The sequence below is a fragment of the Sphingomonas sp. BK235 genome, assembly GCF_004345855.1.
Classification (GTDB): domain Bacteria; phylum Pseudomonadota; class Alphaproteobacteria; order Sphingomonadales; family Sphingomonadaceae; genus Sphingomonas.
In genome coordinates this window covers 407136-427435 of record NZ_SLXN01000003.1, presented here as the reverse complement: position 1 = coordinate 427435, position 20300 = coordinate 407136, and the positions used below count along the sequence as shown (strand labels likewise).

Sequence of the window (20300 nt, the reverse complement as noted above, 5' to 3'; positions counted from 1 at the left end):
CGATAGAAGGAGCCATGGTTCGAACGACCGGTATGGGGAGCGATAGGCGCGCCGTGCGCAGGCGCCAGGTCACGCGTCGCCGCCTGCCGCGCGTTCTCCGCACCCACCGCCGCCGCACGCCGCAGGAGTAAGCCACCGATGACCAGCCCGTCCCCGATCCGCACCGAGCGCCACGGCGACGTGCTCGTCATCGTCTCCGACAATCCGCCGGTGAACGCGCTCAGCGCCGCGGTGCGGATCGGGCTGGAGGCGGCGATCAAGGAAGGCGCCGCGGATCAGTCGATCGCGGCCATGGTGATCCGCTGCGACGGCCGCACCTTCTTCGCGGGCGCGGACATCACCGAGTTCGGCAAACCGCCGGTCGAGCCGCTGCTGCCCGTGCTGGTCGACATGATCGAGGCGTGCGGCAAGCCGGTCGTCGCCGCGATCCATGGCACCGCGCTGGGCGGCGGCTGCGAGGTGGCGCTCGGCTGTCACTATCGCGTCGCGGTGCCCTCCGCGAAGATCGGCACGCCCGAGGTGAAGCTCGGCCTGCTGCCCGGCGCCGGCGGCACGCAGCGGCTGCCGCGGCTCGCCGGGGTGCGGCTCGCGCTGGAGATGACCGCCAAGGGCGAGCCGATCTCGGCGCAGCGCGCGCAGGAGGCGGGCCTGATCGACCGGATCGTCGGCGAGGACAGTCTCGCCGCCGACGCGCTCGCCTTCGCCGACGAGGTCAAGGCCAAGCGGCCGATCCCGCGCGCGGCCGAGAAGACCGTCGCGGCCGATCCGGCGGCTGTCGCCGCGTTCACCAAGGAGAACGCCCGCCGGTTCCGCGGCTTCGACGCGCCCGCCGCCAATATCGACTGCGTCGTCAAGGCGACCGAGCTGCCCTTCGCGGAAGGGCTCGCCTATGAGCGGCAGGCATTCATGCGGCTGATGACCGGCACGCAATCGGCGGCGCAGCGCCACATCTTCTTCGCCGAGCGCCAGGCCGCCAGGATCGACGACGTCCCCGCCGACACCGCGCTGCGCCCGATCGCGCGGGTCGGCGTGATCGGCGCCGGCACGATGGGCGGCGGGATCGCGATGAACTTCCTCTCCGCGGGCATCCCCGTGACGATCGTCGAGATGGCGGAGGAGGCGCTCGACCGCGGCACCGCCGTTATCCGTAAGAACTACGAAGCGACCGCGGCGAAGGGGCGGATGGAGTTCGCGCAGGTCGAGGCGGCGATGGCGGCGCTGACGCCGACGCTCGACTTCAACGCGCTCGCCGACTGCGACCTGATCATCGAGGCGGTGTACGAGAATATGGAGGTGAAGCAGGAGATCTTCGCGCGGCTCGACGGCATCGCCAAGCCGGGTGCGATCCTCGCCTCCAACACCTCCTATCTCGACATCGACGCGATCGCCGCCTGCACGAAGCGGCCGCAGGACGTATTGGGCATGCACTTCTTCTCGCCCGCCAATGTGATGAAGCTGCTGGAGGTGGTGCGAGGCGCCGCGACGGCGCCCGACGTGCTCGCGACGGTGATGGCGCTGGCCAAGCGGATCCGCAAGGTCGCGGTGGTGGCGGGCGTCACCTATGGCTTCATCGGCAACCGCATGCTGATGCCGCGCCAGGTCGAGGCCAACAAATTGCTGCTCGAGGGCGCCACGCCCGAGCAGATCGATCGCGTCCACACCGCGTTCGGCATGCCGATGGGGCCGTTCCAGATGGCCGATCTCGCGGGCGTCGACATCGGCTGGCACCGCGACCCGAGCCGGATCGAGAACGTCCGCGACGCGCTCGCCGCCGAGGGTCGTTGGGGGCAGAAGAAGCAGGCGGGCTTCTACGACTATGACGAGAAGCGCAATCCGAGTCCCTCGCCACGCGTCGCCGAGATCATCCAGGAGTGGCGTGAGAAGACCGGCACGCCGCAGCATGAGGTGACCGACGAGGAGATCGTCGAGCGCACGCTCTACCCGATGGTCAACGAGGGCGCGCTGATCCTGGAGGAAGGCAAGGCGCAGCGCGCGTCCGACGTCGATGTGGTGTGGATCTACGGCTACGGCTGGCCGGTCTATCGCGGCGGCCCGATGTTCTGGGCGAAGACCGAGGGCTATGACAAGGTCGTCGCCGCGCTGGAGAAGCACGGCTTCACGGTGGCGAAGAGCCTGCGCGCGGGCACGATCAAGTGAGGGTGGCGGCCGGCGGGTGGCCCGGCGGGTGGCGGCGAGGCGGCAGGCGGCGGATTGGGGCCGTCGGCGGTGGCCCGCGCCCCCTCCCCTCGCACTGCCGTCATCCTGAACTCGTTTCAGGATCCACTGTCCCGCACGAGCCGCCACACCTGAGTAGGCGGCACCGTGGATCCCGAAACAAGTTCGGGATGACGGCAGTGAGTGGGGCGAGCGGCCCCGCGCCCCACACCATTCACGCCGCCCACGCCACTCACGCCGGCCACGCCGATCACGCCGGCCACACCATTCACGCCGCCCACACCATCTCCCCCGCGAGGATCCAGCGATGACCGACCTCGACACCTTCCGCGCCGACACCCGCGCGTGGCTCGCCGCGAACTGCCCGCCCGAGATGCGCGAGCCGGTGCGCGCCGACACCGACATCTGCTGGGGCGGTCGCCGCTACGACCCCGCCGCCAACCCGCCGCAGGCGCGCTGGCTCGAGGCGATGGCCGAGCGCGGCTGGACCGTTCCCGACTGGCCGAAGGAATATGGCGGCGGCGGGCTCTCTCCCGCCGAAACCAAGGTGTTGCGCGAGGAGATGGCTGCGATCCGCGCGCGCAACCCGCTTAACTCGTTCGGCATCTCGATGCTCGGTCCAGCGCTGCTCAAATACGGCACCGAGGCGCAGAAGCTCGAGCATCTGCCCAGGATCGCGCGCGGCGAGATCCGCTGGTGCCAGGGCTATTCCGAGCCCAATGCCGGGTCCGACCTCGCCGGGCTCGCCGCCAGCGCCGAGGACGGGGGCGACCATTATGTCGTCAACGGCCAGAAGGTGTGGACCAGCTATGCCGACAAGGCAGACTGGATCTTCTGCCTGGTGCGCACCAGCAAGGAATCGAAGCAGGGCGGCATCAGCTTCGTGCTGTTCGACATGGACACGCCCGGCGTCTCGACCAAGCCGATCCTGCTGATCAGCGGCTACTCACCCTTCTGCGAGACCTTCATGGACGGTGTGAAGGTGCCCAAGGCCAATCGCGTCCACGACGAGAACAGGGGCTGGGATGTCGCCAAATATCTCCTCGGCCACGAGCGCGAGATGATCAGCGGCATGGGGCTGGCGAGCGGCGGGCGCAATCCGCTGGTGGAGGGCGCGATCGCCACGGTCGGGCTCGATCACGACGGTCGCCTCGCCGACCCGCTGCTGCGCGCGCAGATCGCGCTGTTCGAGGTGCGCGCCAAGGCGTTCGCGGCGATGTCCGAGCGCTTCATCGACGAGCTCAAGGCCGGGCGCGCGCATCCCGCCCAGCCCAGCATGATGAAATATGTCGGCACCGAGCTGAACAAGGCGCGCCACGAGCTGATGATGGCGGCGGGCGGCTCGGACGCACTGGAATGGGAGAGCGAGCGCTCGCGCGGCGGCGCGGGCGCGCGCGCCTGGCTGCGCACCAAGGCCAATTCGATCGAGGGCGGGACGAGCGAGATCCAGCTCAACATCGTCGCCAAGCGGATCCTCGAGCTGCCGGGGGCCTAGATCGAGACCGTGCTCCTGCGGAAGCGAGACCTCTGCGGAAGTGACGCAGCCCTCCTCCTCTCCCGTCATCCCGGACTTGTTCCGGGATCCACCGTCCCGCGAGCTCATGGCTCGTTGCTCTCGCGGCGGAGTGGATCCCGGAACAAGTCCGGGATGACGAGGGGTTCTGCACAGGTCTCGCGAATGCAGGAGCCCAGAGCCACAAAGCGGCGCACCCGGAACGCTGGGTTCCGGCGTCCGCCGGAACACGGGAATGCCACCATGCCGCTCTACCTCAATGACGAACAGACGATGCTGCGCGACACCGCCAAGGAGTTCGTCGCCGAGCACGCCCCCGTCTCCCACCTCCGCCACCTGCGCGACTCGAACGACCCCGCGGGCTTCTCGCGCGATCTGTGGAAGCAGTTCGCCGAGATGGGCTTCACCGGCATCCTGATCGGCGAGGACCAGGGCGGGCTCGGGCTCGGCCATGTCGAGGCCGGCGTGGTGCTCGAGGAGATCGGGCGCAACCTATCGCCCTCCCCCTTCCTCACCACCGCGGTCGCGGCGGTGGAGGCGCTGCGCGGCAGCGCGCAGGCGGCGCGCTGGTATCCGGGCATCGTCGCGGGCGAGACCGTGGCCGCGCTCGCCATCGACGAGGGCGCCAAGCACCGCGACCGCGTCGCACTCCGCGCCGAGCGCGCCGGCAACGGCTTCCGCCTCTCCGGCGCCAAGCAGTTCGTCACGCACGGCCATGTCGCCGACGTGCTGATCGTCGCCGCGCGCACCGCCGGCGGCGACGACGATGCCGAGAGCATCACCTTGTTCGCGGTGCCGCGCGACGCCGCCGGGCTGACCGCCACGCCCGAGCGGCTCGCCGACTCGAGCGTCGCGGCGCGGCTGACGCTGGAGGGCGTCACTGTCGACGCCGACGCGGTGCTGGGCGAGGTCGACGCCGGTCGCACGGTGCTCGACCGCGCGCTGCGCGCCGGGCGCACCGGCGCGGCGGCCGAGCTGGTCGGCGTCGGCGCGGGCGCGATGGACATGACGATCGGCTATCTCAAGCAGCGCAAGCAGTTCGGCGTGCCGATCGGCAGCTTCCAGGCGCTGCAGCATCGCGCCGCGCACCTGTACAGCGAGATGGAGGTGGCGCGCGCCGCGGTGCTCAAGGCGCAGCAGCTGCTCGACGCGGGCAGCGACGCCGCCGACGAGGCGGTCTCGGTCGCCAAGGCGATGACCGGGCTGGCCACGACGCTGTCGGTGCAGGAGAGCGTGCAGATGCACGGCGGGATCGGCATGACCGACGAATATGACGTCGGCTTCTACATGAAGCGCGCGCGCGTGCTCGCCGAGATGTTCGGCGACACGCATTACCATGCCGATCGGCTCGCACGCGCTTCGGGCTATTGAGGCGCGCCATGGCGGAGACAACGCCCGCCGCGCTCGTCGCCGACCTCGTCGATCTGCTCGACGTGGTCGCGGTCGACGTCGACCTGTTCCGCGGGCGCCGCTCGACCGGCGGGGTCGGGCGCGTCTTCGGCGGACAGGTGGTGGCGCAGGCGCTCCAGGCGGCGCAGCGCACCGTCGACGGCCGCGCCGCGCACTCGCTCCACGCCTATTTCATGCGGCCGGGGTCGGAGGCGGCGCCGATCGACTATCGCGTCGCGCGCGACTTCGACGGCGCCAGCTTCGCCACCCGGCGGGTGGTGGCATGGCAGGACGAGCGGCCGATCCTGACGCTCACCGCCTCGTTCCAGCGCGACGAGGCCGGCTTCCACCACCAGTCGCCGATGCCCGACGTGCCCGCGCCCGAGACGCTGCGGAGCGAGCGCGCGTGGCGGATCGAGCAGCGCGAGACGATCCCGGAGCGCTGGCGCGAGCCGCTGCTGCGTGAGCGCCCGATCGAGTTCCGCCCGGTCGCGCCGCGCCGCTGGACCGACCCGACGCCGCGCGAGCCGGTGCAGCACAGCTGGTTCCGCACCGTGGCGCCGCTCGGCGACGACGCGGCGGTGCATCGTGCGATCCTGGCCTATGCCAGCGACACCGCGCTGCTCAGCACGGCGATGCTGCCGCACGGCGTGAGCTGGACGACGCCGGGCATGCAGACCGCGAGCCTCGACCATGCATTGTGGCTGCACGCGCCGGTGCGCGCGGACGAGTGGCTGTTGTACGCGGCGGACAGCCCCTGGTCGGGGGCCGGCCGCGGGATGAACCGCGGCCAGATCTTCACGCGCGACGGCCGGCTGGTCGCGAGTGTCGCGCAGGAAGGGCTGATCCGCCGCCGCGCGGGCTGACCGGCGCGCCCGTTCAGCCCGCGCGGATCACGGCCCCGTCGGGCAGGGCGATCCCGGGCTCCTGCTCGGGCGGTGCGCCCGGCGCGATCCACGCCGCATGCGCGTGCGCGCTCGCGACCGTCTCCCAGCCGCGATCGTCGGGCCAGAGCCGGACCCGCACCAGCTGACGCCCGGCGGCACGGTCCGGCTCCATCATCACCCAAGCGAGCGGGCGATCGCGCGTAACGCGCGCGCCCGTCGCCGCCATCGCGGCGCGGACGCGATCGGCGGTCGCCTCCGGCAGATACTGCCACACCACCGAGTGGAGCAGCACGCGGGTGACGCCCGCCGCCTGCGGCTCGGCCAGCCGCGCCTCGATCCAGTCGGCGGCGTCGGCGCGATCGAGCGCGACGCCGTGCGCGCGTAGCATGGCGATCGCGGTGCGCAGTCGCGCGAGCCGTTCGGGCGCCTCGGGCCAGACATAGGATTCGAGCCGCCGCGCCTGCGCGGGGTCGCGCGCGTCGAGCGGCGCGACATCGCAGCCGCGCGTCGCGACGATGTCGAGCGCGACCGGCTCCGGCGCGGCGCCGCGCCAGTCCGGGCGCAGCGTCAGCGCGGGCGCGGCTGGGCCGAAGACGACGCCGCCGAGATCGACGCCATAGCGGTCGATCAGCAGGTTGAGCCCGGCGCTCGCGCCGATCTCCAGCGTCTCCAGCCGCAGCCCCGCGCGACGTGCGACCGCGATCAGCCCGACCATCAGCGCCGCCGCGCGCCCCGGCTCGTTGGTCTGCGGCGGCCCGTCGAGATAGGGCAGCAGCCGCCCGGCGTGGTGCTCCAGCGTCGCGGCGAGCACCGCGGCGATCGCCTCGGGCTCGGTCACCGCGCCGGCGAAGACCGCCGCCAGCGCCGCGTCGGCGCGATCGAGCACCAGCGCGTGGAGGCCGCCGATCAGCCGCAGCGGCAGCGCGTCGCGCGTCGGCTCGCCCGGCCAGTCGAGCACGCGGCGCGCCACCTCGCCGTCGCGCCCGAGCCGATCCGCGATCACCTCGCACAGCCGCGCGTAGATCGGCGCGTCCATGCGCGCGCAGTAGAAGGCCTGGATCCGGAACGCCTCCCGCACCGCCGCTTCGCTCATCGTCGCTTCCTCCTGCCTGCCCGTTGCTCCCGCGCGGGTGCCGCCGTAAAGCGCCGCCATGTCCGAGCCCTCTGCCTCCGAGCCGATCGTCATCGCGGTCCCCAAGGGCCGCATCCTCTCCGAGGCACTGCCGCTGCTGACCGCGGCCGGGATCGTGCCCGAGCCGGCGTTCGGTGACGAGAGCAGCCGCGCGCTGCGCTTCCGCACCGCCGATCCCAGTATAGAGCTGATCCGCGTCCGCGCCTTCGACGTCGCCACCTTCGTCGCGCATGGCGCGGCGCAGCTCGGCATCGTCGGCTCCGACGTGCTCGCCGAGTTCGACTATGCCGAGCTGTACGCGCCGGTTGACCTCGACATCGGCCACTGCCGCCTGTCGATCGCCGAGCCCGCCGAGCTGGCCGCGCGCGACGACCCGCGCGGCTGGAGCCATGTCCGCGTCGCGACCAAATACCCGCACGTCACCGCGCAGCATTTCGCCCGCCGGGGCGTGCAGGCCGAATGTATCAAGCTCAACGGCGCGATGGAGCTGGCGCCGACGCTCGGGCTCGCCGCGCGTATCGTCGACCTCGTCTCCTCGGGGCGGACGCTCAAAGAGAACGGGCTGGTCGAGGTGGAGTCGATCATGGCGGTCTCGGCGCGGCTGGTGGTCAATCGCGCCGCGATGAAGACGCGCGCGCATGTCTTCCCGCTGGTGGAGGCATTCCGCGCCGCGGTGGGGAAGAAGGCGGCATGATCCGGCTCAACACAGGCGACGGCGATTTCGCCGCGCGCTTCGACGCTTTGGTCGACGCGCGCCGCGAGGCCGCGGTGGACGTGGCGCGTGACGTCGCCACGATCGTGCGCAGCGTGCGCGACGAGGGCGATGCCGCGCTCCACGCCTTCACGCAGAAGCTCGACCGCCACGATCTCGACCAGACCGGCTGGCGCGTCGACCGCGCCGCCTGCGCCGCGGCATTCGAGGCGCTCGAGCCCGAGCTGCGCGCGGCGCTCGAGCTCGCCGCCGCGCGCATCCGCGCCTATCACGAGAAACAACGGCCGAGCGACACTGACTTCACCGACGCCGCGGGCGTGCGGCTGGGCGCGCGCTGGCGTGCGGTCGACGCCGCGGGCGTGTACGTGCCGGGCGGGCGCGCGGCCTATCCCTCGACGCTGCTGATGAACGCGATCCCTGCCAGGGTCGCCGGCGTGGAGCGGCTGGTGGTGGTGACGCCGACGCCCGACGGCGCGATCAACCCGCTGGTACTCGCCGCGGCGCATCTCGCCGGCGCGGACGAGGTGTGGCGCGTCGGCGGCGCGCAGGCGATCGCCGCGCTGGCTTATGGCACCGACCGGATCGCGCGCGTCGACGTCGTCACCGGGCCGGGCAACGCCTGGGTCGCCGAGGCCAAGCGCCAGGTCTATGGCGTGGTCGGCATCGACATGGTGGCCGGGCCGAGCGAGATCGTTGTCGTCGCCGACGGCGCCAACGATCCCGAGTGGATCGCCGCCGATCTGCTCAGCCAGGCCGAGCACGACACCACCACCCAGTCGATCCTGTTCACCGACGACGCCGCCTTCGCCGAGCGCGTCGCGGAGGCAGTCGAGCGCCAGCTCACCGCGCTGCCGACCGAGGCGGTGGCGCGCGTCGCGTGGGAGGACAATGGCGCGATCGTGGTGGTGCCGACGCTGGCCGAGGCGATGCCGCTGGTCGACCGGCTCGCGCCCGAGCATGTCGAGCTCGCCTGCGACGACCCGCGCGCGCTGTTCGACCGGCTGCGCCACGCCGGCTCGGCGTTCCTGGGGCGGCACACGCCCGAGGCGATCGGTGACTATGTCGCGGGGCCGAACCACGTGCTGCCGACGGGCCGGCGCGCGCGCTTCGCCAGCGGGCTGGGCGTGACCGACTTCATGAAGCGCACCAGCTTCCTCCAGCTCGACGAGAGCGCGCTGAACGAACTGGGCCCGGCGACGATCGCGCTGGCCCGCGCGGAGGGGTTGCCGGCGCACGCCCAATCGGTGGCGTTGCGGATCCGGACCAACCGGTGAGGCGCTCATCCCTCGGAAAGAGTGCTCGCCGAGCGACATAATCCACACCGCGAGCGCGGATGATCGAGTGATCGAGTCCGGGGGCGCCCCGACAAGAATCTGATCGAGCCCGGTCGCACCGTGCTCCTGCGGAAGCAGGAGCCCAGCGCGGCAGGCGCGACGCTCGTGGCTCTGGGCTCCTGCGTCCGCAGGAGCACCCCGCAGATCCACGCCAGGTGGACGCCACGATTAGCAGGCGCCCCGCCGCTCGTCGCTGACGGGACGGAGCGCCCGCTACGGGGCCGGGCGCTCGGGCTGCGCCTCCGCGAGGATCACCGCGAACAGGCCCTTGTCGTCGGTCCACTCGCGCACGGGAGTCCAGCCGCCGCTGCGCAGCAGGATGCGCGCGTCGCGCTCGCCGTATTTGTGGCTGTTCTCGGTATGAATCGTCTCGCCCTCGGCGATGTCGAAGGCGCGGCCGTCGACCGCGAACGCGACGTCGCGCCGTGCCTCCAGATGCATCTCAACGCGGGCGCGATCGTCGTTCCACACCGCACAGTGCCGGAAGGCGTCGAGCGGGATCGTACCGTCGAGCTCGCGATTGATCCGGTCGAGCAGGTTGAGGTTGAACGCCGCGGTGACGCCCTGCGCGTCGTCATAGGCGGGCAGCAGCACGTCGGGGCGCTTGATCCGGTCCATCCCGATCAGCAGCATCGCGCCCTCCCCCAGCGACGCCCGCATCGCGCGCAGCAGGTCCACCGCGGCGAGCGGGATCAGATTGCCGATCGTCGAGCCGGGGAAGAAGCCGAGCTTGGGCGCATCCGCCACCTGCGCCGGCAGCGTCAGCGGCCGCGTGAAATCGCCCTCGAACGGCAGCACCGGCAGGCCGGGAAAGGCCTGCGCCAGCGCCTGCGCCGACTCGCGCAGGAACTCGCCCGAGATGTCGATCGGCACGTAAGCGGACGGCTCGACGCAGCGCAGCAGCGTCGGCGTCTTGGTCGACGAGCCCGAGCCGAACTCCACCACCGCGCGCCCGGCACCGGCCAGTCGGCGCAATTCGGGGCAGAGCTGGTGCAGCAGCGCGGTCTCGGTGCGGGTCGGATAATATTCCGGCAGCTCGGTGATCTGCTCGAACAGCTCGGAGCCGCGATGGTCGTAGAACCAGCGCGCCGGGATCGCGCGCGGGCGCCGCGCCAGCCCGGCGAGCACGTCGGCGCGGAACTGCGGATCGGCGAGGCTGGCCTGGCCGTCCGCGGCCTCGGGCTTGAGCATGGTCAGAGGTCCTTCGCGAGACGCACGCCGGTGAACTGCCAGCGCTGATGGGGGTAGAAGAAATTGCGGTACGACGCGCGCGCGTGGCCGCGCGGCGTGGCGCAGCTGCCGCCGCGCAGCACGAACTGCCCGCTCATGAACTTGCCGTTATACTCGCCGACAGCGCCCTCTACCGGGCGGAAGCCGGGATAGGGCCGATAGGCCGAGCCGGTCCATTCCCACACGTCGCCGAAGAAGGCGGGGCCGTCGCTCGCGGGGCGCGGCTCGACCGGCCCGGCGCGGTCGAGCTGGTTGCCGGCGGCAGCGTCATACGTCGCCGCGGCGGCCTCCCATTCGAATTCGGTCGGCAGTCGCGCGCCCGCCCAGCTGGCATAGGCATCGGCCTCGTAGAAGCTGACATGCGTCACCGGCGCGGCGGGATCGATCGCGCGGCGCCCGTCGAGCCCGAAGCGCGTCCATAGGCCGTCGCGCTGTTCCCAGTAGAGCGGCGCCGCGATTGAATCGCGCTGGACCCAGGCCCATCCGTCCGACAGCCACCAGCGCGGGTCGCGATAGCCGCCGTCGGCGACGAAGGCCGCCCATTCGCCGTTGGTCACGGTCCGGTCGGCGAGCGCGTGCGCCGCCAACAGGGCGCGATGACGCGGCCCCTCGCAGTCGAAGGCGAAACCCTCGCCGTTATGCCCGATCTCGACCACCTCTTCGCCACGCTCGATCCAGCCGATCGGCCCCGGCATCGCCACCGGCACCTTGCGCGCCGCGGGCCAGATCGCGGGTTCGAGCGGGTTCTCGCCGAACAGATGGAGCATGTCGGTGACGAGCAGCTCCTGATGCTGTTCCTCGTGATGGCAACCCAGCACCACCAGCGCACGCGCCTCGGGCGGGAGCGTCGGCAGCGCGGCGAGCAGCGCGGCATCGACCGCGGCGCGATAGGCCAGCACCTCGTTCAGCGTCGGGCGCGTGATCATGCCGCGTCGCGCGCGCGCGTGGCGGCGCCCCTCGGCCTCGTAGTAGCTGTTGAACAGGAACGGGAAACGCTCGTCGTGCCGGTGATGGCCCGGGACATGGTCGCGCAGCACGAACGTCTCGAAGAACCAGGTCGTGTGCGCCAGATGCCATTTGGCCGGGCTGGCGTCCTCCATCGACTGGACGGTGGCGTCGGCGTCGGACAGCGGCGCGACCAGCGCCTCGCTCAACGCGCGGACGCCGGCATAACGCGCGGCGAGCCCGTCGCGGTCGGGCAGTAGATCGGGTCGCGCCACCATCGAACATCTCCTACCGTCGCCCCGTGCGACGCCAGCGGGATTATCCTGTGTTAGCGATGCGCCCCCGCGACCCATAGAACGTCACCGCCACCGCTTTTGTTCACCGCACGACATGCGACGAAAAGGAAATCGGACAAGCGGTTAAGATAAGCGACCGCGCTCGGGTTGGCGTGCGGCAGCAGCGCCACCGCGGCGCGTTCGGCGCGCCGCGCGATCGCGCGCGCGAGATGCAGCGACGCCGCCGCACCGCCGGGCAGCACGAAACTGGTGAGCGGCGGCAGATCGGCATTGAGCGAGTCGATCTCGCGCTCGAGCCGCTCGACCTGCGCGGGCACGATACGCAGCACCATCTCGGAGGGCGCATAATCCTCGCCCGGCGTGGCGAGATCGGCGCCGAGGTCGAACAGGTCGTTCTGGATCCGCCGCAGCGCCGCGACCAGCGCCGCATCGGTCAGCGTCTCCGCGGCGACGCCGATCGCGCTATTGGCCTCGTCCACCTCGCCGATCGCGGCCATCCGCGCGTCATCCTTGCGGACGCGGCTGCCGTCGACCAGCCCGGTCGTCCCGGCGTCGCCGGTGCGGGTGTAGATACGGTTGAGCTTGACCATCGCGGCGAGTCAGGTGCGCCCGGCCGCGAACAGGATCACCACCACGATCAGCACCGCCAGCGCCTGGAACAGAATACGCTGCTGCATCATGCGGTTGCTCTTGAGCTGCGCCGCGGTTGGTCCGGCGCCCTCGCCGCGCGCATCGGCGGACGCCTCCTGGAGGAAGGAGACGATGCCGCGCACCAGCGCGACCACCGTGGCGATCATCGCCGCGACCAGCAGGATGACGAGGAAGGTGTTCATCACGACAAAATAGGCACGCCGGCGGGCTTTGGGAAGCCGCCCGCGCGCAGCCGCGCCGCGAGCGAGCGCCCGTCCTCGCCGCGCTCGCGCATCGCCGCCAGCGCGGGCGCGCCGTGGCGCTTGGCGAGCCGCTCGCCGTCCGCGCCGACGAGCAGCGGATGATGGTGCCAGTGCGGCACCGGCAGGTCGAGCAGCGCCTGGAGCAGGCGGTGCACGTGGGTCGCCTCGAACAGGTCCACCCCGCGCACGACGTCGGTGACCCCCTGCGCGGCATCGTCGACCGTGACCGCGAGATGATAGCTCGCGGGGGCGTCCTTGCGCGCGAGCACGACGTCACCCTGCGCGAGAGGATCGGCAGCGATCCTGCGGTCGCCGTCGCACCAGCCGAGCGCGCCGACGCGCGCCACCGCGGCCGCCATGTCGAGCCGCCAGCCATGCGGCCGCGTCAGGTCGGGCGCGGGGCGGCCGCGGCAGGTGCCGGGGTAGACGGGTGTGGGGCCGTGCGGCGCGCTCATCGCCCCCGCGATCTCGGCACGGGTGCAGAAACAGGGGTACAGCAACCCCATGTCGCGCAGGCGATCCAGCGCGGCGGCGTACAGGTCGAGCCGCTGCGACTGGAACACCACCTCGCCGTCCCAGCTCAGCCCGAGCCAGGCGAGATCGGCGAGGATCGCGGCGACATGTTCGGGGCGGCTGCGCGTGCCGTCGATGTCCTCGATCCGCAGCAGGAAGCGCCCGCCGCGCGTGCGCGCATGATCGTGCGCGCGGATCGCGGCATCGGCGTGACCGAGGTGGAGCCGCCCCGTCGGCGACGGCGCGAAACGGGTGACGATCGTCATCGCGCGCGATGTGCGGGCGGAGGCACGCCGGTGCAAGACCGGCGGCTACGCGCAGCGCGTTTGCGACGCCGCCCCGTTGCCGCTCCCCCGCTCACGCCCTAGGTAGCGCGGGATGACGCTCACTCCCCCGGTCGCCGCGACGCGCGCGCATTCCTTCACGCGCCACGGCGTCACCGTCGAGGATCCGTACGCCTGGCTCCGCGACCCCGGCTATCCCGAGGTGACCGACCGTGACGTGCTCGGCTATCTCGAGGCCGAGAACGCCTATTTCGAGGCGCAGATGGCGCCGCGCCGCGCGCTGGTCGACCGGCTGTACGAAGAGATGCGCGGGCGCATCAAGGAGGACGAATCGAGCGTTCCCCAGAAGGACGGCGATTATCTCTACTGGAGCGCGTTCGAGACCGGGGGCGAGTATCGCCGCTGGTGGCGCCGCCCGGTCGCGGGCGGTGCCGACGAGCTGATGCTCGACGAGCCCGCCCTCGCCGCGGGCAAGGAATATTTCCGCGTCGGCGCGCTCGCGATCAGCGAGGACGGCCGCGTCCTCGCCTATTCGACCGACGAGGACGGGTCCGAGCGCTACACGATCCGCTTCAAGAGCCTGACCGGCGCGGCGACGCTCGACGAGGTGATCCCGGGCGCCGCGGGGAAATGGGGCGACACCTCGATCGAGGGGACGATCGGCAACATCGTCTTCACCAGCGACGGCCGCTTCCTGCTCTATGGCCTCACCGACGAGCATTGGCGCACGCGCACGATCAAGGTCCACCGGCTCGGCACCGATCCCGCGACGGACACGATCCTCTATTACGAGGACGATCCCGTCTTCTCGGTCGGCGTCAGCGAGACGAGCGATCGCCGCTGGATCGTGCTCTCCGCGAGCAGCCACGACACCAGCGAGATCCGCCTCTATCCCGCCGACGATCCCTTCGCCGCGCCGATCCTGGTCGCGCCGCGGCACGCCGGGCGCGAATATGACGTCGACGCGCACGGCGAGACGCTGTTCATCCACACCAACGACACCGACCCGATGTGGCGGCTGGTCACCGCGCCGGTCGCCGCACCGGGCGAGTGGAGCGAGCGGATCGCGCCCAGCCCGCATTTCTACATGACCGGGGTCGAATGCTATCGCGACTTCTTCGTGGTCGAGGGGCGCGAGGATGGGCTCGACCAGATCGAGATCCACGCCTACGACCCCGCCGCCGCGCCGCGCCGCATCGCTTTCCCCGAGGCGAGCTATACCGCGGGGGTCGGCGACAATCCCGAGTACGACCAGCGCGTGCTGCGGCTCGGCTATGAGTCGATGGTCACCCCGGGCACGGTCTACGACTATGACGTCGCCACCGGCGCGCTCGAGGTGCTCAAGGTGCAGGAGATCCCCTCCGGCTATGACGCCGCGCGCTACGCCACCGAGCGGCTGACCATCACCGCGCGCGACGGCACGGCGGTGCCGGTTTCGATCGTCTATCCGCACGACTTCCCGCGCGATGGCTCGCGGCCGCTGTTCCTCTACGCTTACGGCGCCTACGGCCATGCCATCCCGCCGGGCTTCTCGACCGGACGGCTGTCGCTGCTCGACCGCGGCTTCGCCTACGCCATCGCGCACATCCGCGGCGGCGACGATCTCGGCCAGCAATGGTATCACGACGGCAAGCTCGAGAAGCGCGCTAACACCTTCACCGACTTCGTCGATGTCGCGCGCGCGCTGGTCGAGCAGCGCTGGACCAGCGCGGGCCGGATCGCGATCGCGGGGCGGTCGGCGGGCGGCGAGCTGATGGGCGCGGTGGTCAATTCCGACCCCGACCTGTGGGGCGCGGTGATCGCCGACGTGCCCTTCGTCGACGTGCTCAACACCATGCTCGACGAGACGCTGCCGCTCACCCCGGGCGAGTGGCCCGAATGGGGCAATCCGATCGAGGACGCCGCCGCCTTTCACCTGATCCGCGGCTATAGCCCCTATGACAACGTCCGCGCGCAAGCCTATCCGCCGATGTTCATCTCGGGCGGGCTCAACGACCCGCGCGTGACCTATTGGGAACCGGCCAAATGGGCGGCCAAGCTGCGCGCGACGAAGACCGACGACAATCTGCTGCTGCTCAAGACCAACATGGGCGCTGGCCACGGCGGCAAGTCGGGGCGGTTCGAGAGCCTGCGCGAGGCGGCCGAGGAGCATGCCTTCGTGCTGTGGCAGCTGGGCGTCGACTCATGAGGCGCGACCGGCGCCGCGCCCCGTGACGATTGAGGCGATCGTCGAGCAATGGGGGCTGGCGGCCGTGTTCGCCGGCGCCGCGCTGGAGGGCGAGGCCGCGGTGATCGCGGGCGGGCTGCTCGCGCATCAGGACATGTTCCCGCTCGCCGGCGCGATGGCCGTGGCCGCGGCGGGCTCCTTCACCGCGGACCAGGCCTATTTCTACGCCGGCCGCCGCTTCCGCGACCATCGCTGGGTCGCCGCGGCGCGCGCGCGCCCTGCCTTCGCCAAGGCCATGGCGGCGCTGGAGCGCCATCCGATCGGCTTCATCTTCGCCTTCCGCTTCCTCTACGGGTTGCGCACGATCAGCCCGATCGCGATCGGCACCGCGGGGATCGCGCCCCGGCTCTACGCGGCGGTCAACGCGGTGTCGGCGATCTGTTGGGCGGTCACCTTCACCACGATCGGCTATGTCTTCGGCGACACGTTCGAGGCCGCGGTCGGCCGGTTGCGCCACGACTCGCGGCTATGGTGGCTGGCGGGTAGCATGGTGGCGCTGGGGCTGGTCGTCGCGCTCGTCCACCGCATCAGGAGTCGCCGCGAATGACGCCGTTCCGCCGGGAGTTCACCGCCCAGCCCGCCGACATCGACGAACTCGGCCATGTCAACAATGCGGTCTGGGTACGCTGGATCCAGGACATAGCGGTGGCGCATTGGAGCGCGGTGGCACCGGCGGACCAGCAGGCGGCGCATGTCTGGGTCGTGACCCGGCACGAGATCGACTATCGCGGCAATCTCGCGGTGGGCGAGCGCGTGACGGGCGAGACCTGGGTCGCCGCGGCGCCGCGCGGCGCGCGCTTCGACCGCCACGTCCGCTTCACCGGCACCGACGGGCGCGTGCGCGTCGAGGCGGTGACCACCTGGGCGCTGCTCGATCGCGCCTCGGGACGATTGCTCCGCATCCGGCCCGAGATCGCGGCCCCCTTCATCGCCTGAGCGCATGCGGCGGGATCATCTCGCCGCGGCGACGGTTGTCCCGGCGATGACCGAGCGCAACGAACCGCCCTGGTGGCAGCGCGGCACCGTCTACCAGATCTACCCGCGCTCCTTCCAGGACAGCGACGCGGACGGGATCGGCGATCTCGCCGGCATCGAGCGTCGGCTCGACCATGTCGCGTCGCTCGGCGTCGACGCGATCTGGCTCTCGCCGATCTTCCCCTCGCCGATGGCGGACTTCGGCTATGACGTCGCCGATTATCGCGGGATCGAGCCGATGTTCGGCGATCTCGCGGCGTTCGACCGCCTGCTCGCCGCGATCCACGCGCGCGGGCTGCGGCTGCTGCTCGACTTCGTTCCCAACCATTCGTCCGACCAGCACCCCTGGTTCCGCGCGAGCCGGTCGAGCCGCAGCGATCCCAAGCGCGACTGGTACATCTGGCACGACCCCGCTCCCGATGGCGGCCCGCCCAACAATTGGATCAGCGACTTCGGCGGCTCGGCCTGGGAATATGACGCGGCCACCGGGCAATATTACCTCCACGCCTTCCTGAAACAGCAGCCCGATCTCAACTGGCGCCACCCGGCGCTCAAGGCGGCGATGCTCGACGTGATGCGCTTCTGGTTCGATCGCGGGGTCGACGGCTTCCGCATCGACGTGCTGTGGCATATCGTCAAGGCGGCGGGCTTCCCCGACAATCCCCCCAACCCGTATTGGCGCCCGGGCATCACCGAGCGCGACCGGCTGATCCAGCAGCATTCGACCGACCAGCCCGAGGCGCATGCCATCGCCGCCGAGATGCGCGCGCTGGCGGACAGCTATGGCGCCGACGGACGCGCGCGCGTGCTGATCGGCGAGATCTTCCTGCCCAACGATCGCCACGCGCGCTGGTATGGCACCCCCGAGCGGCCGCAGGTCCACCTGCCGTTCAACTTCCAGCTGATCGAGAATGCGTGGGACGCCGCCGCGCTGCGCCGCGTGATCAGCGATTATGAGGCGTCGCTGCCGCCGCACGGCTGGCCCAATTGGGTGATCGGCAGCCATGACGCGCCGCGGATCGCCGCGCGCATCGGCGAGGCGCAGGCGCGGGTCGCCGCGATGCTACTGCTCACGCTGCGCGGCACGCCGACGCTCTACCAGGGCGACGAGCTCGCGATCGGGCGCGTCGACATCCCGCCCGATCGCGTGCGCGACCCGCAGGACCTCCGCCAGCCGGGGATCGGCATCGGGCGCGATCGCTCACGCACGCCGATGCCGTGGGACGACAGCAGCCACGCCGGCTTCTCCACGGTCGAGCCGTGGCTGCCGCTCAATCCCGACTGGCGCACGCGCAACGTCGCCGCGCAGCAGGACGACCCGCGCTCGATGCTGACGCTCTACCGCCGCCTGCTCGCGCTGCGTCGCGCGCATCCGGCGCTGGCGATCGGCGACTTCGCGCTGGTCGACGCCGCGCCCGACGTGCTGGCGTACGAGCGGCGCGACGGCGACGCGGCGCTGCGCGTGGCGCTCAATCTCTCGGCCGAGCCGCGCCCGCTGCCGTTCGACGGCGAGGTGCTGCTGTCGACGCGCGACGGCGCTGGCGGCGGCGTGCTGCGCGCGGACGAGGGCGTGGTGATGCGATAGCTGTGTACGTGCGCGCGGACGGCATCGATCTCGTCCGTCGCCTCATCCGCCGGCGTCATCCTGAGCTTGTTTCAGGATCCAGCGTGCCGCACACCCACCGGCCGCCGGACAAGCGGGCCAGTGGATCCTGAACCGAGTTCAGGATGACGCCAGGAGGGGGGAGCGTCGCCCCTCCCGCATGACGAAGGACCGATGATGAAGATCGCCATGCTCGCCCCGATCGCCTGGCGCACGCCGCCGCGCCACTACGGCCCATGGGAGTTGGTGACGCATCTGCTCACCGAGGCGCTGGTCGCACGCGGGATCGACGTCACCCTGTTCGCGACGCAGGACAGCCTCACCGCCGGCACGCTCGACGGCATCGTCCCTGCGCCCTACGCCGAAGACCCCGCGATCGACGCCAAGGTATGGGAGTATCGCCACCTCGCGCATGTGTTCGAACAGGCCGACCAGTTCGACCTGATCCACAATCAGGCCGATTTTCCCGCGCACGCCTTCGCGCGACTGGTCGACACGCCGCTGGTGACGACGATCCACGGCTTCTCGTCGGACCGTATCCTGCCGATGTACGCGCCGTTCCAGGATCGCGTCCATTATGTCGCGATCAGCGACGCCGACCGGCATCCGTCGCTGCGCTACGCCGCGACGATCCACCACGGCGTCCCGCTCGACGATTTCGCCTTCGATCCCGTCGGCAGTGACGATCTCCTGTTCTTCGGGCGGATCCATCCCGACAAGGGCGCGGATGAAGCGATCGCCGCGGCGAGCGCGAGCGGGCGCCGGCTGAACCTGTACGGCATCGTGCAGGATCAGGGCTATCACGATCGCGCGGTGGCCCCCGCGCTGAGCGGCGCGGGCGTGGCCTGGCACGGCGCGGTCGGCGGGGCGGCGCGGGTGGAGGCGCTGGGACGCGCGCGCGCGCTGCTCCACCTCATCAATTTCGACGAGCCCTTCGGCCTGTCGGTGATCGAGGCCATGGCGTGCGGGACGCCCGTGATCGCCAACCGGCGCGGCGCGATGCCCGAGTTGATCGAGCATGGCGTCACCGGCTTTCTCGTCGAGACGGTCGATCAGGCGGTGGAGGCGATCGAGCATGTCGGCGATCTCGACCGCGCCGCCTGCCGCCGTCGCGTCGAGGAACGGTTCAGCGTCGAGCGCATGGCCGACGCCTATGTCGACCTGTACCGCCGCATCATCGGCTGACCCGTTCCGGAGACGCCGCATCGGCGGGCATCACCGGCGCTGGCGCGAGCGGGGGCCGAGACCTATCTCGGGCCGATGACCGCCGCTGCCTCCCCCGATCGTCGCGCCGTCCTGTATCGCATGGTGCTGCCGGGCCATGTCTGCCCCTACGGGCTCAAGGCCAAGGACCTGCTGGAGCGACGCGGTTTCGCGGTGGACGATCGCCCGCTGACGACGCGCGAGGCGACCGACGCGTTCAAGGCCGAGCATGATGTCAGGACCACGCCCCAGACCTTCATCGCGGGCGAGCGCGTGGGCGGCTATGACGACCTGCGCCGCCATCTCGGCCAGCGCGTCGCCGCGCCGGGGGAGACGAGCTATCGCCCCGTCGCCGTCGTCTTCGCGATGACCGCGCTGATGGCGCTGGCGGCGAGCCAGGCCGCCTTCGGCACACCCCTCACGCTGCGCGCGGGCGAGTGGTTCGTCGCCTTCAGCATGTGCGTGCTCGCGCTGCTCAAACTCCAGGACGTCGAGACCTTCTCGACGATGTTCCTCAACTATGACCTGCTCGCGCGCCGCTGGGTTCGTTACGGCTATGTCTATCCCTATGCCGAGGGACTGGCGGGCGTACTGATGGCGGCGCATGTGGCGGACTGGCTGTCGATCCCGCTCGCGCTCGTCATCGGCGGGATCGGCGCGGTGTCGGTGGTCAAGGCGGTCTATATCGACCGGCGCTCGCTCAAATGCGCCTGCGTCGGCGGGGCGACGCGGGTACCGCTCGGCTTCGTGTCGTTGACCGAGAACCTCATGATGGTCGCGATGGCGGGCTGGATGGCGCTGCGCTGAGCCGGCGTCTCGACGGCCGCCGGACGCGCGACCGGATCATCGCGCGGGCCGCTTGTCGGCCGAGGTTCTCGCGCGCAGGTCAGCGGAGGCGTCCGGCCGAATCGACCCGCTATATGCGCGCTATATGCGGAAGAGCGGAATTGCTCTCGCAATGCTATGCGAGCAGCTCCTAATCCCGCGTT

General features: G+C 71.1%; 18 protein-coding genes. 12 read left to right on the top strand and 6 right to left on the bottom strand.

The genetic code is table 11. The features are described 5' to 3' along the window. Nucleotides 1-138 precede the first annotated feature (138 nt). The 4 genes from EV292_RS10990 to EV292_RS10975 all read left to right on the top strand — a co-directional run bounded on the left by EV292_RS10990 (nucleotide 139) and on the right by EV292_RS10975 (nucleotide 5943). On the top strand, nucleotides 139-2157 hold the full coding sequence (locus EV292_RS10990; RefSeq protein ID WP_132909239.1) for a 3-hydroxyacyl-CoA dehydrogenase NAD-binding domain-containing protein: 2019 nt from the start codon (nucleotides 139-141) through the stop codon (nucleotides 2155-2157). 325 nt (nucleotides 2158-2482) lie between these two features. Further along, nucleotides 2483-3670, top strand: a complete 1188-nt coding sequence (locus EV292_RS10985) for an acyl-CoA dehydrogenase family protein (RefSeq protein ID WP_132909238.1) — start codon at nucleotides 2483-2485, stop codon at nucleotides 3668-3670. 261 nt (nucleotides 3671-3931) lie between these two features. Beyond that, nucleotides 3932-5059 carry an acyl-CoA dehydrogenase gene (locus EV292_RS10980; RefSeq protein WP_132909237.1) on the top strand — a complete coding sequence of 376 codons (1128 nt, stop codon included), beginning with the start codon at nucleotides 3932-3934 and terminating at the stop codon, nucleotides 5057-5059. A gap of 8 nt (nucleotides 5060-5067) precedes the next feature. Then, nucleotides 5068-5943: an acyl-CoA thioesterase II gene (locus EV292_RS10975; protein ID WP_132909236.1), complete on the top strand. Its 876-nt coding sequence runs from the start codon at nucleotides 5068-5070 to the stop codon at nucleotides 5941-5943. A 13-nt stretch (nucleotides 5944-5956) separates the two neighbouring features. Here the strand turns inward: EV292_RS10975 and EV292_RS10970 are convergent, their stop codons facing one another. Beyond that, a complete protein-coding gene (locus EV292_RS10970) occupies nucleotides 5957-7150 on the bottom strand; it encodes a DUF2332 domain-containing protein (RefSeq protein ID WP_347812588.1) in 1194 nt (397 codons plus the stop codon). Between EV292_RS10970 and hisG the strand changes: the two genes are divergently transcribed. Both hisG and hisD read left to right on the top strand, forming a co-directional pair. Further along, nucleotides 7116-7790, top strand: a complete 675-nt coding sequence (hisG, locus tag EV292_RS10965) for an ATP phosphoribosyltransferase (RefSeq protein WP_132909234.1) — start codon at nucleotides 7116-7118, stop codon at nucleotides 7788-7790. The genes EV292_RS10970 and hisG overlap by 35 nt on opposite strands. After that, nucleotides 7787-9082 (top strand): histidinol dehydrogenase, encoded by a 1296-nt coding sequence (gene hisD, locus EV292_RS10960; RefSeq protein ID WP_132909233.1) that lies wholly within the window; start codon nucleotides 7787-7789, stop codon nucleotides 9080-9082. Before hisG ends, hisD begins: the two co-directional genes overlap by 4 nt. Before the next feature lie 273 nt (nucleotides 9083-9355). Here hisD and egtD read toward each other — a convergent pair whose 3' ends face one another. Genes egtD through gluQRS form a run of 5 tightly spaced genes read right to left on the bottom strand, consistent with a single transcriptional unit; the run spans nucleotide 9356 to nucleotide 13285 of the window. After that, the gene (egtD, locus tag EV292_RS10955) at nucleotides 9356-10333 is read right to left on the bottom strand and encodes an L-histidine N(alpha)-methyltransferase (RefSeq protein WP_132909232.1); all 978 of its coding nucleotides are present in this window, start codon (nucleotides 10331-10333) and stop codon (nucleotides 9356-9358) included. A 2-nt stretch (nucleotides 10334-10335) separates the two neighbouring features. Then, entirely contained in the window at nucleotides 10336-11595 is a 1260-nt protein-coding gene (gene egtB / locus EV292_RS10950; protein WP_132909231.1) for an ergothioneine biosynthesis protein EgtB, read from the bottom strand. A gap of 50 nt (nucleotides 11596-11645) precedes the next feature. After that, nucleotides 11646-12203, bottom strand: coding sequence for a cob(I)yrinic acid a,c-diamide adenosyltransferase (locus EV292_RS10945; protein WP_132909230.1), 558 nt, complete (start codon nucleotides 12201-12203; stop codon nucleotides 11646-11648). Between the two features lie 9 nt (nucleotides 12204-12212). Continuing rightward, the gene (locus tag EV292_RS10940; protein WP_132909229.1) at nucleotides 12213-12446 is read right to left on the bottom strand and encodes a twin transmembrane helix small protein; all 234 of its coding nucleotides are present in this window, start codon (nucleotides 12444-12446) and stop codon (nucleotides 12213-12215) included. Next, complete coding sequence (gene gluQRS / locus EV292_RS10935) at nucleotides 12446-13285, bottom strand: tRNA glutamyl-Q(34) synthetase GluQRS (RefSeq protein ID WP_132909228.1); 840 nt, start codon at nucleotides 13283-13285, stop codon at nucleotides 12446-12448. Before gluQRS ends, EV292_RS10940 begins: the two co-directional genes overlap by 1 nt. A gap of 112 nt (nucleotides 13286-13397) precedes the next feature. Between gluQRS and EV292_RS10930 the strand changes: the two genes are divergently transcribed. The 6 genes from EV292_RS10930 (at nucleotide 13398) to EV292_RS10905 (ending at nucleotide 20118) form a co-directional block, all read left to right on the top strand. Then, nucleotides 13398-15491: a S9 family peptidase gene (locus EV292_RS10930; RefSeq protein WP_132909227.1), complete on the top strand. Its 2094-nt coding sequence runs from the start codon at nucleotides 13398-13400 to the stop codon at nucleotides 15489-15491. Nucleotides 15492-15513: 22 nt separating this feature from the next. Further along, nucleotides 15514-16077, top strand: a complete 564-nt coding sequence (locus tag EV292_RS10925; RefSeq protein ID WP_132909226.1) for a VTT domain-containing protein — start codon at nucleotides 15514-15516, stop codon at nucleotides 16075-16077. Continuing rightward, nucleotides 16074-16466 carry an acyl-CoA thioesterase gene (locus EV292_RS10920; RefSeq protein ID WP_132909225.1) on the top strand — a complete coding sequence of 131 codons (393 nt, stop codon included), beginning with the start codon at nucleotides 16074-16076 and terminating at the stop codon, nucleotides 16464-16466. The genes EV292_RS10925 and EV292_RS10920 overlap by 4 nt, the downstream gene beginning before the upstream one ends. 46 nt (nucleotides 16467-16512) lie before the next feature. Next, nucleotides 16513-18090: an alpha-amylase family glycosyl hydrolase gene (locus tag EV292_RS10915; protein WP_132909431.1), complete on the top strand. Its 1578-nt coding sequence runs from the start codon at nucleotides 16513-16515 to the stop codon at nucleotides 18088-18090. Nucleotides 18091-18285: 195 nt separating this feature from the next. Beyond that, nucleotides 18286-19293 carry a glycosyltransferase family 4 protein gene (locus EV292_RS10910; RefSeq protein ID WP_132909224.1) on the top strand — a complete coding sequence of 336 codons (1008 nt, stop codon included), beginning with the start codon at nucleotides 18286-18288 and terminating at the stop codon, nucleotides 19291-19293. A 75-nt stretch (nucleotides 19294-19368) separates the two neighbouring features. Continuing rightward, complete coding sequence (locus EV292_RS10905; protein ID WP_132909223.1) at nucleotides 19369-20118, top strand: glutaredoxin; 750 nt, start codon at nucleotides 19369-19371, stop codon at nucleotides 20116-20118. Nucleotides 20119-20300 lie beyond the last annotated feature (182 nt).

Coding starts and splice junctions, on each gene's coding strand:
- EV292_RS10990 (WP_132909239.1), top strand. CDS start 139: ATGACCAGCCCGTCCCCGATCCGCACCGAGCGCCACGGCGACGTGCTC.
- EV292_RS10985 (WP_132909238.1), top strand. CDS start 2,483: ATGACCGACCTCGACACCTTCCGCGCCGACACCCGCGCGTGGCTCGCC.
- EV292_RS10980 (WP_132909237.1), top strand. CDS start 3,932: ATGCCGCTCTACCTCAATGACGAACAGACGATGCTGCGCGACACCGCC.
- EV292_RS10975 (WP_132909236.1), top strand. CDS start 5,068: ATGGCGGAGACAACGCCCGCCGCGCTCGTCGCCGACCTCGTCGATCTG.
- hisG (WP_132909234.1), top strand. CDS start 7,116: ATGTCCGAGCCCTCTGCCTCCGAGCCGATCGTCATCGCGGTCCCCAAG.
- EV292_RS10970 (WP_347812588.1), bottom strand. CDS start 7,150: ATGACGATCGGCTCGGAGGCAGAGGGCTCGGACATGGCGGCGCTTTAC.
- hisD (WP_132909233.1), top strand. CDS start 7,787: ATGATCCGGCTCAACACAGGCGACGGCGATTTCGCCGCGCGCTTCGAC.
- egtD (WP_132909232.1), bottom strand. CDS start 10,333: ATGCTCAAGCCCGAGGCCGCGGACGGCCAGGCCAGCCTCGCCGATCCG.
- egtB (WP_132909231.1), bottom strand. CDS start 11,595: ATGGTGGCGCGACCCGATCTACTGCCCGACCGCGACGGGCTCGCCGCG.
- EV292_RS10945 (WP_132909230.1), bottom strand. CDS start 12,203: ATGGTCAAGCTCAACCGTATCTACACCCGCACCGGCGACGCCGGGACG.
- EV292_RS10940 (WP_132909229.1), bottom strand. CDS start 12,446: ATGAACACCTTCCTCGTCATCCTGCTGGTCGCGGCGATGATCGCCACG.
- gluQRS (WP_132909228.1), bottom strand. CDS start 13,285: ATGACGATCGTCACCCGTTTCGCGCCGTCGCCGACGGGGCGGCTCCAC.
- EV292_RS10930 (WP_132909227.1), top strand. CDS start 13,398: ATGACGCTCACTCCCCCGGTCGCCGCGACGCGCGCGCATTCCTTCACG.
- EV292_RS10920 (WP_132909225.1), top strand. CDS start 16,074: ATGACGCCGTTCCGCCGGGAGTTCACCGCCCAGCCCGCCGACATCGAC.
- EV292_RS10915 (WP_132909431.1), top strand. CDS start 16,513: ATGACCGAGCGCAACGAACCGCCCTGGTGGCAGCGCGGCACCGTCTAC.
- EV292_RS10910 (WP_132909224.1), top strand. CDS start 18,286: ATGAAGATCGCCATGCTCGCCCCGATCGCCTGGCGCACGCCGCCGCGC.
- EV292_RS10905 (WP_132909223.1), top strand. CDS start 19,369: ATGACCGCCGCTGCCTCCCCCGATCGTCGCGCCGTCCTGTATCGCATG.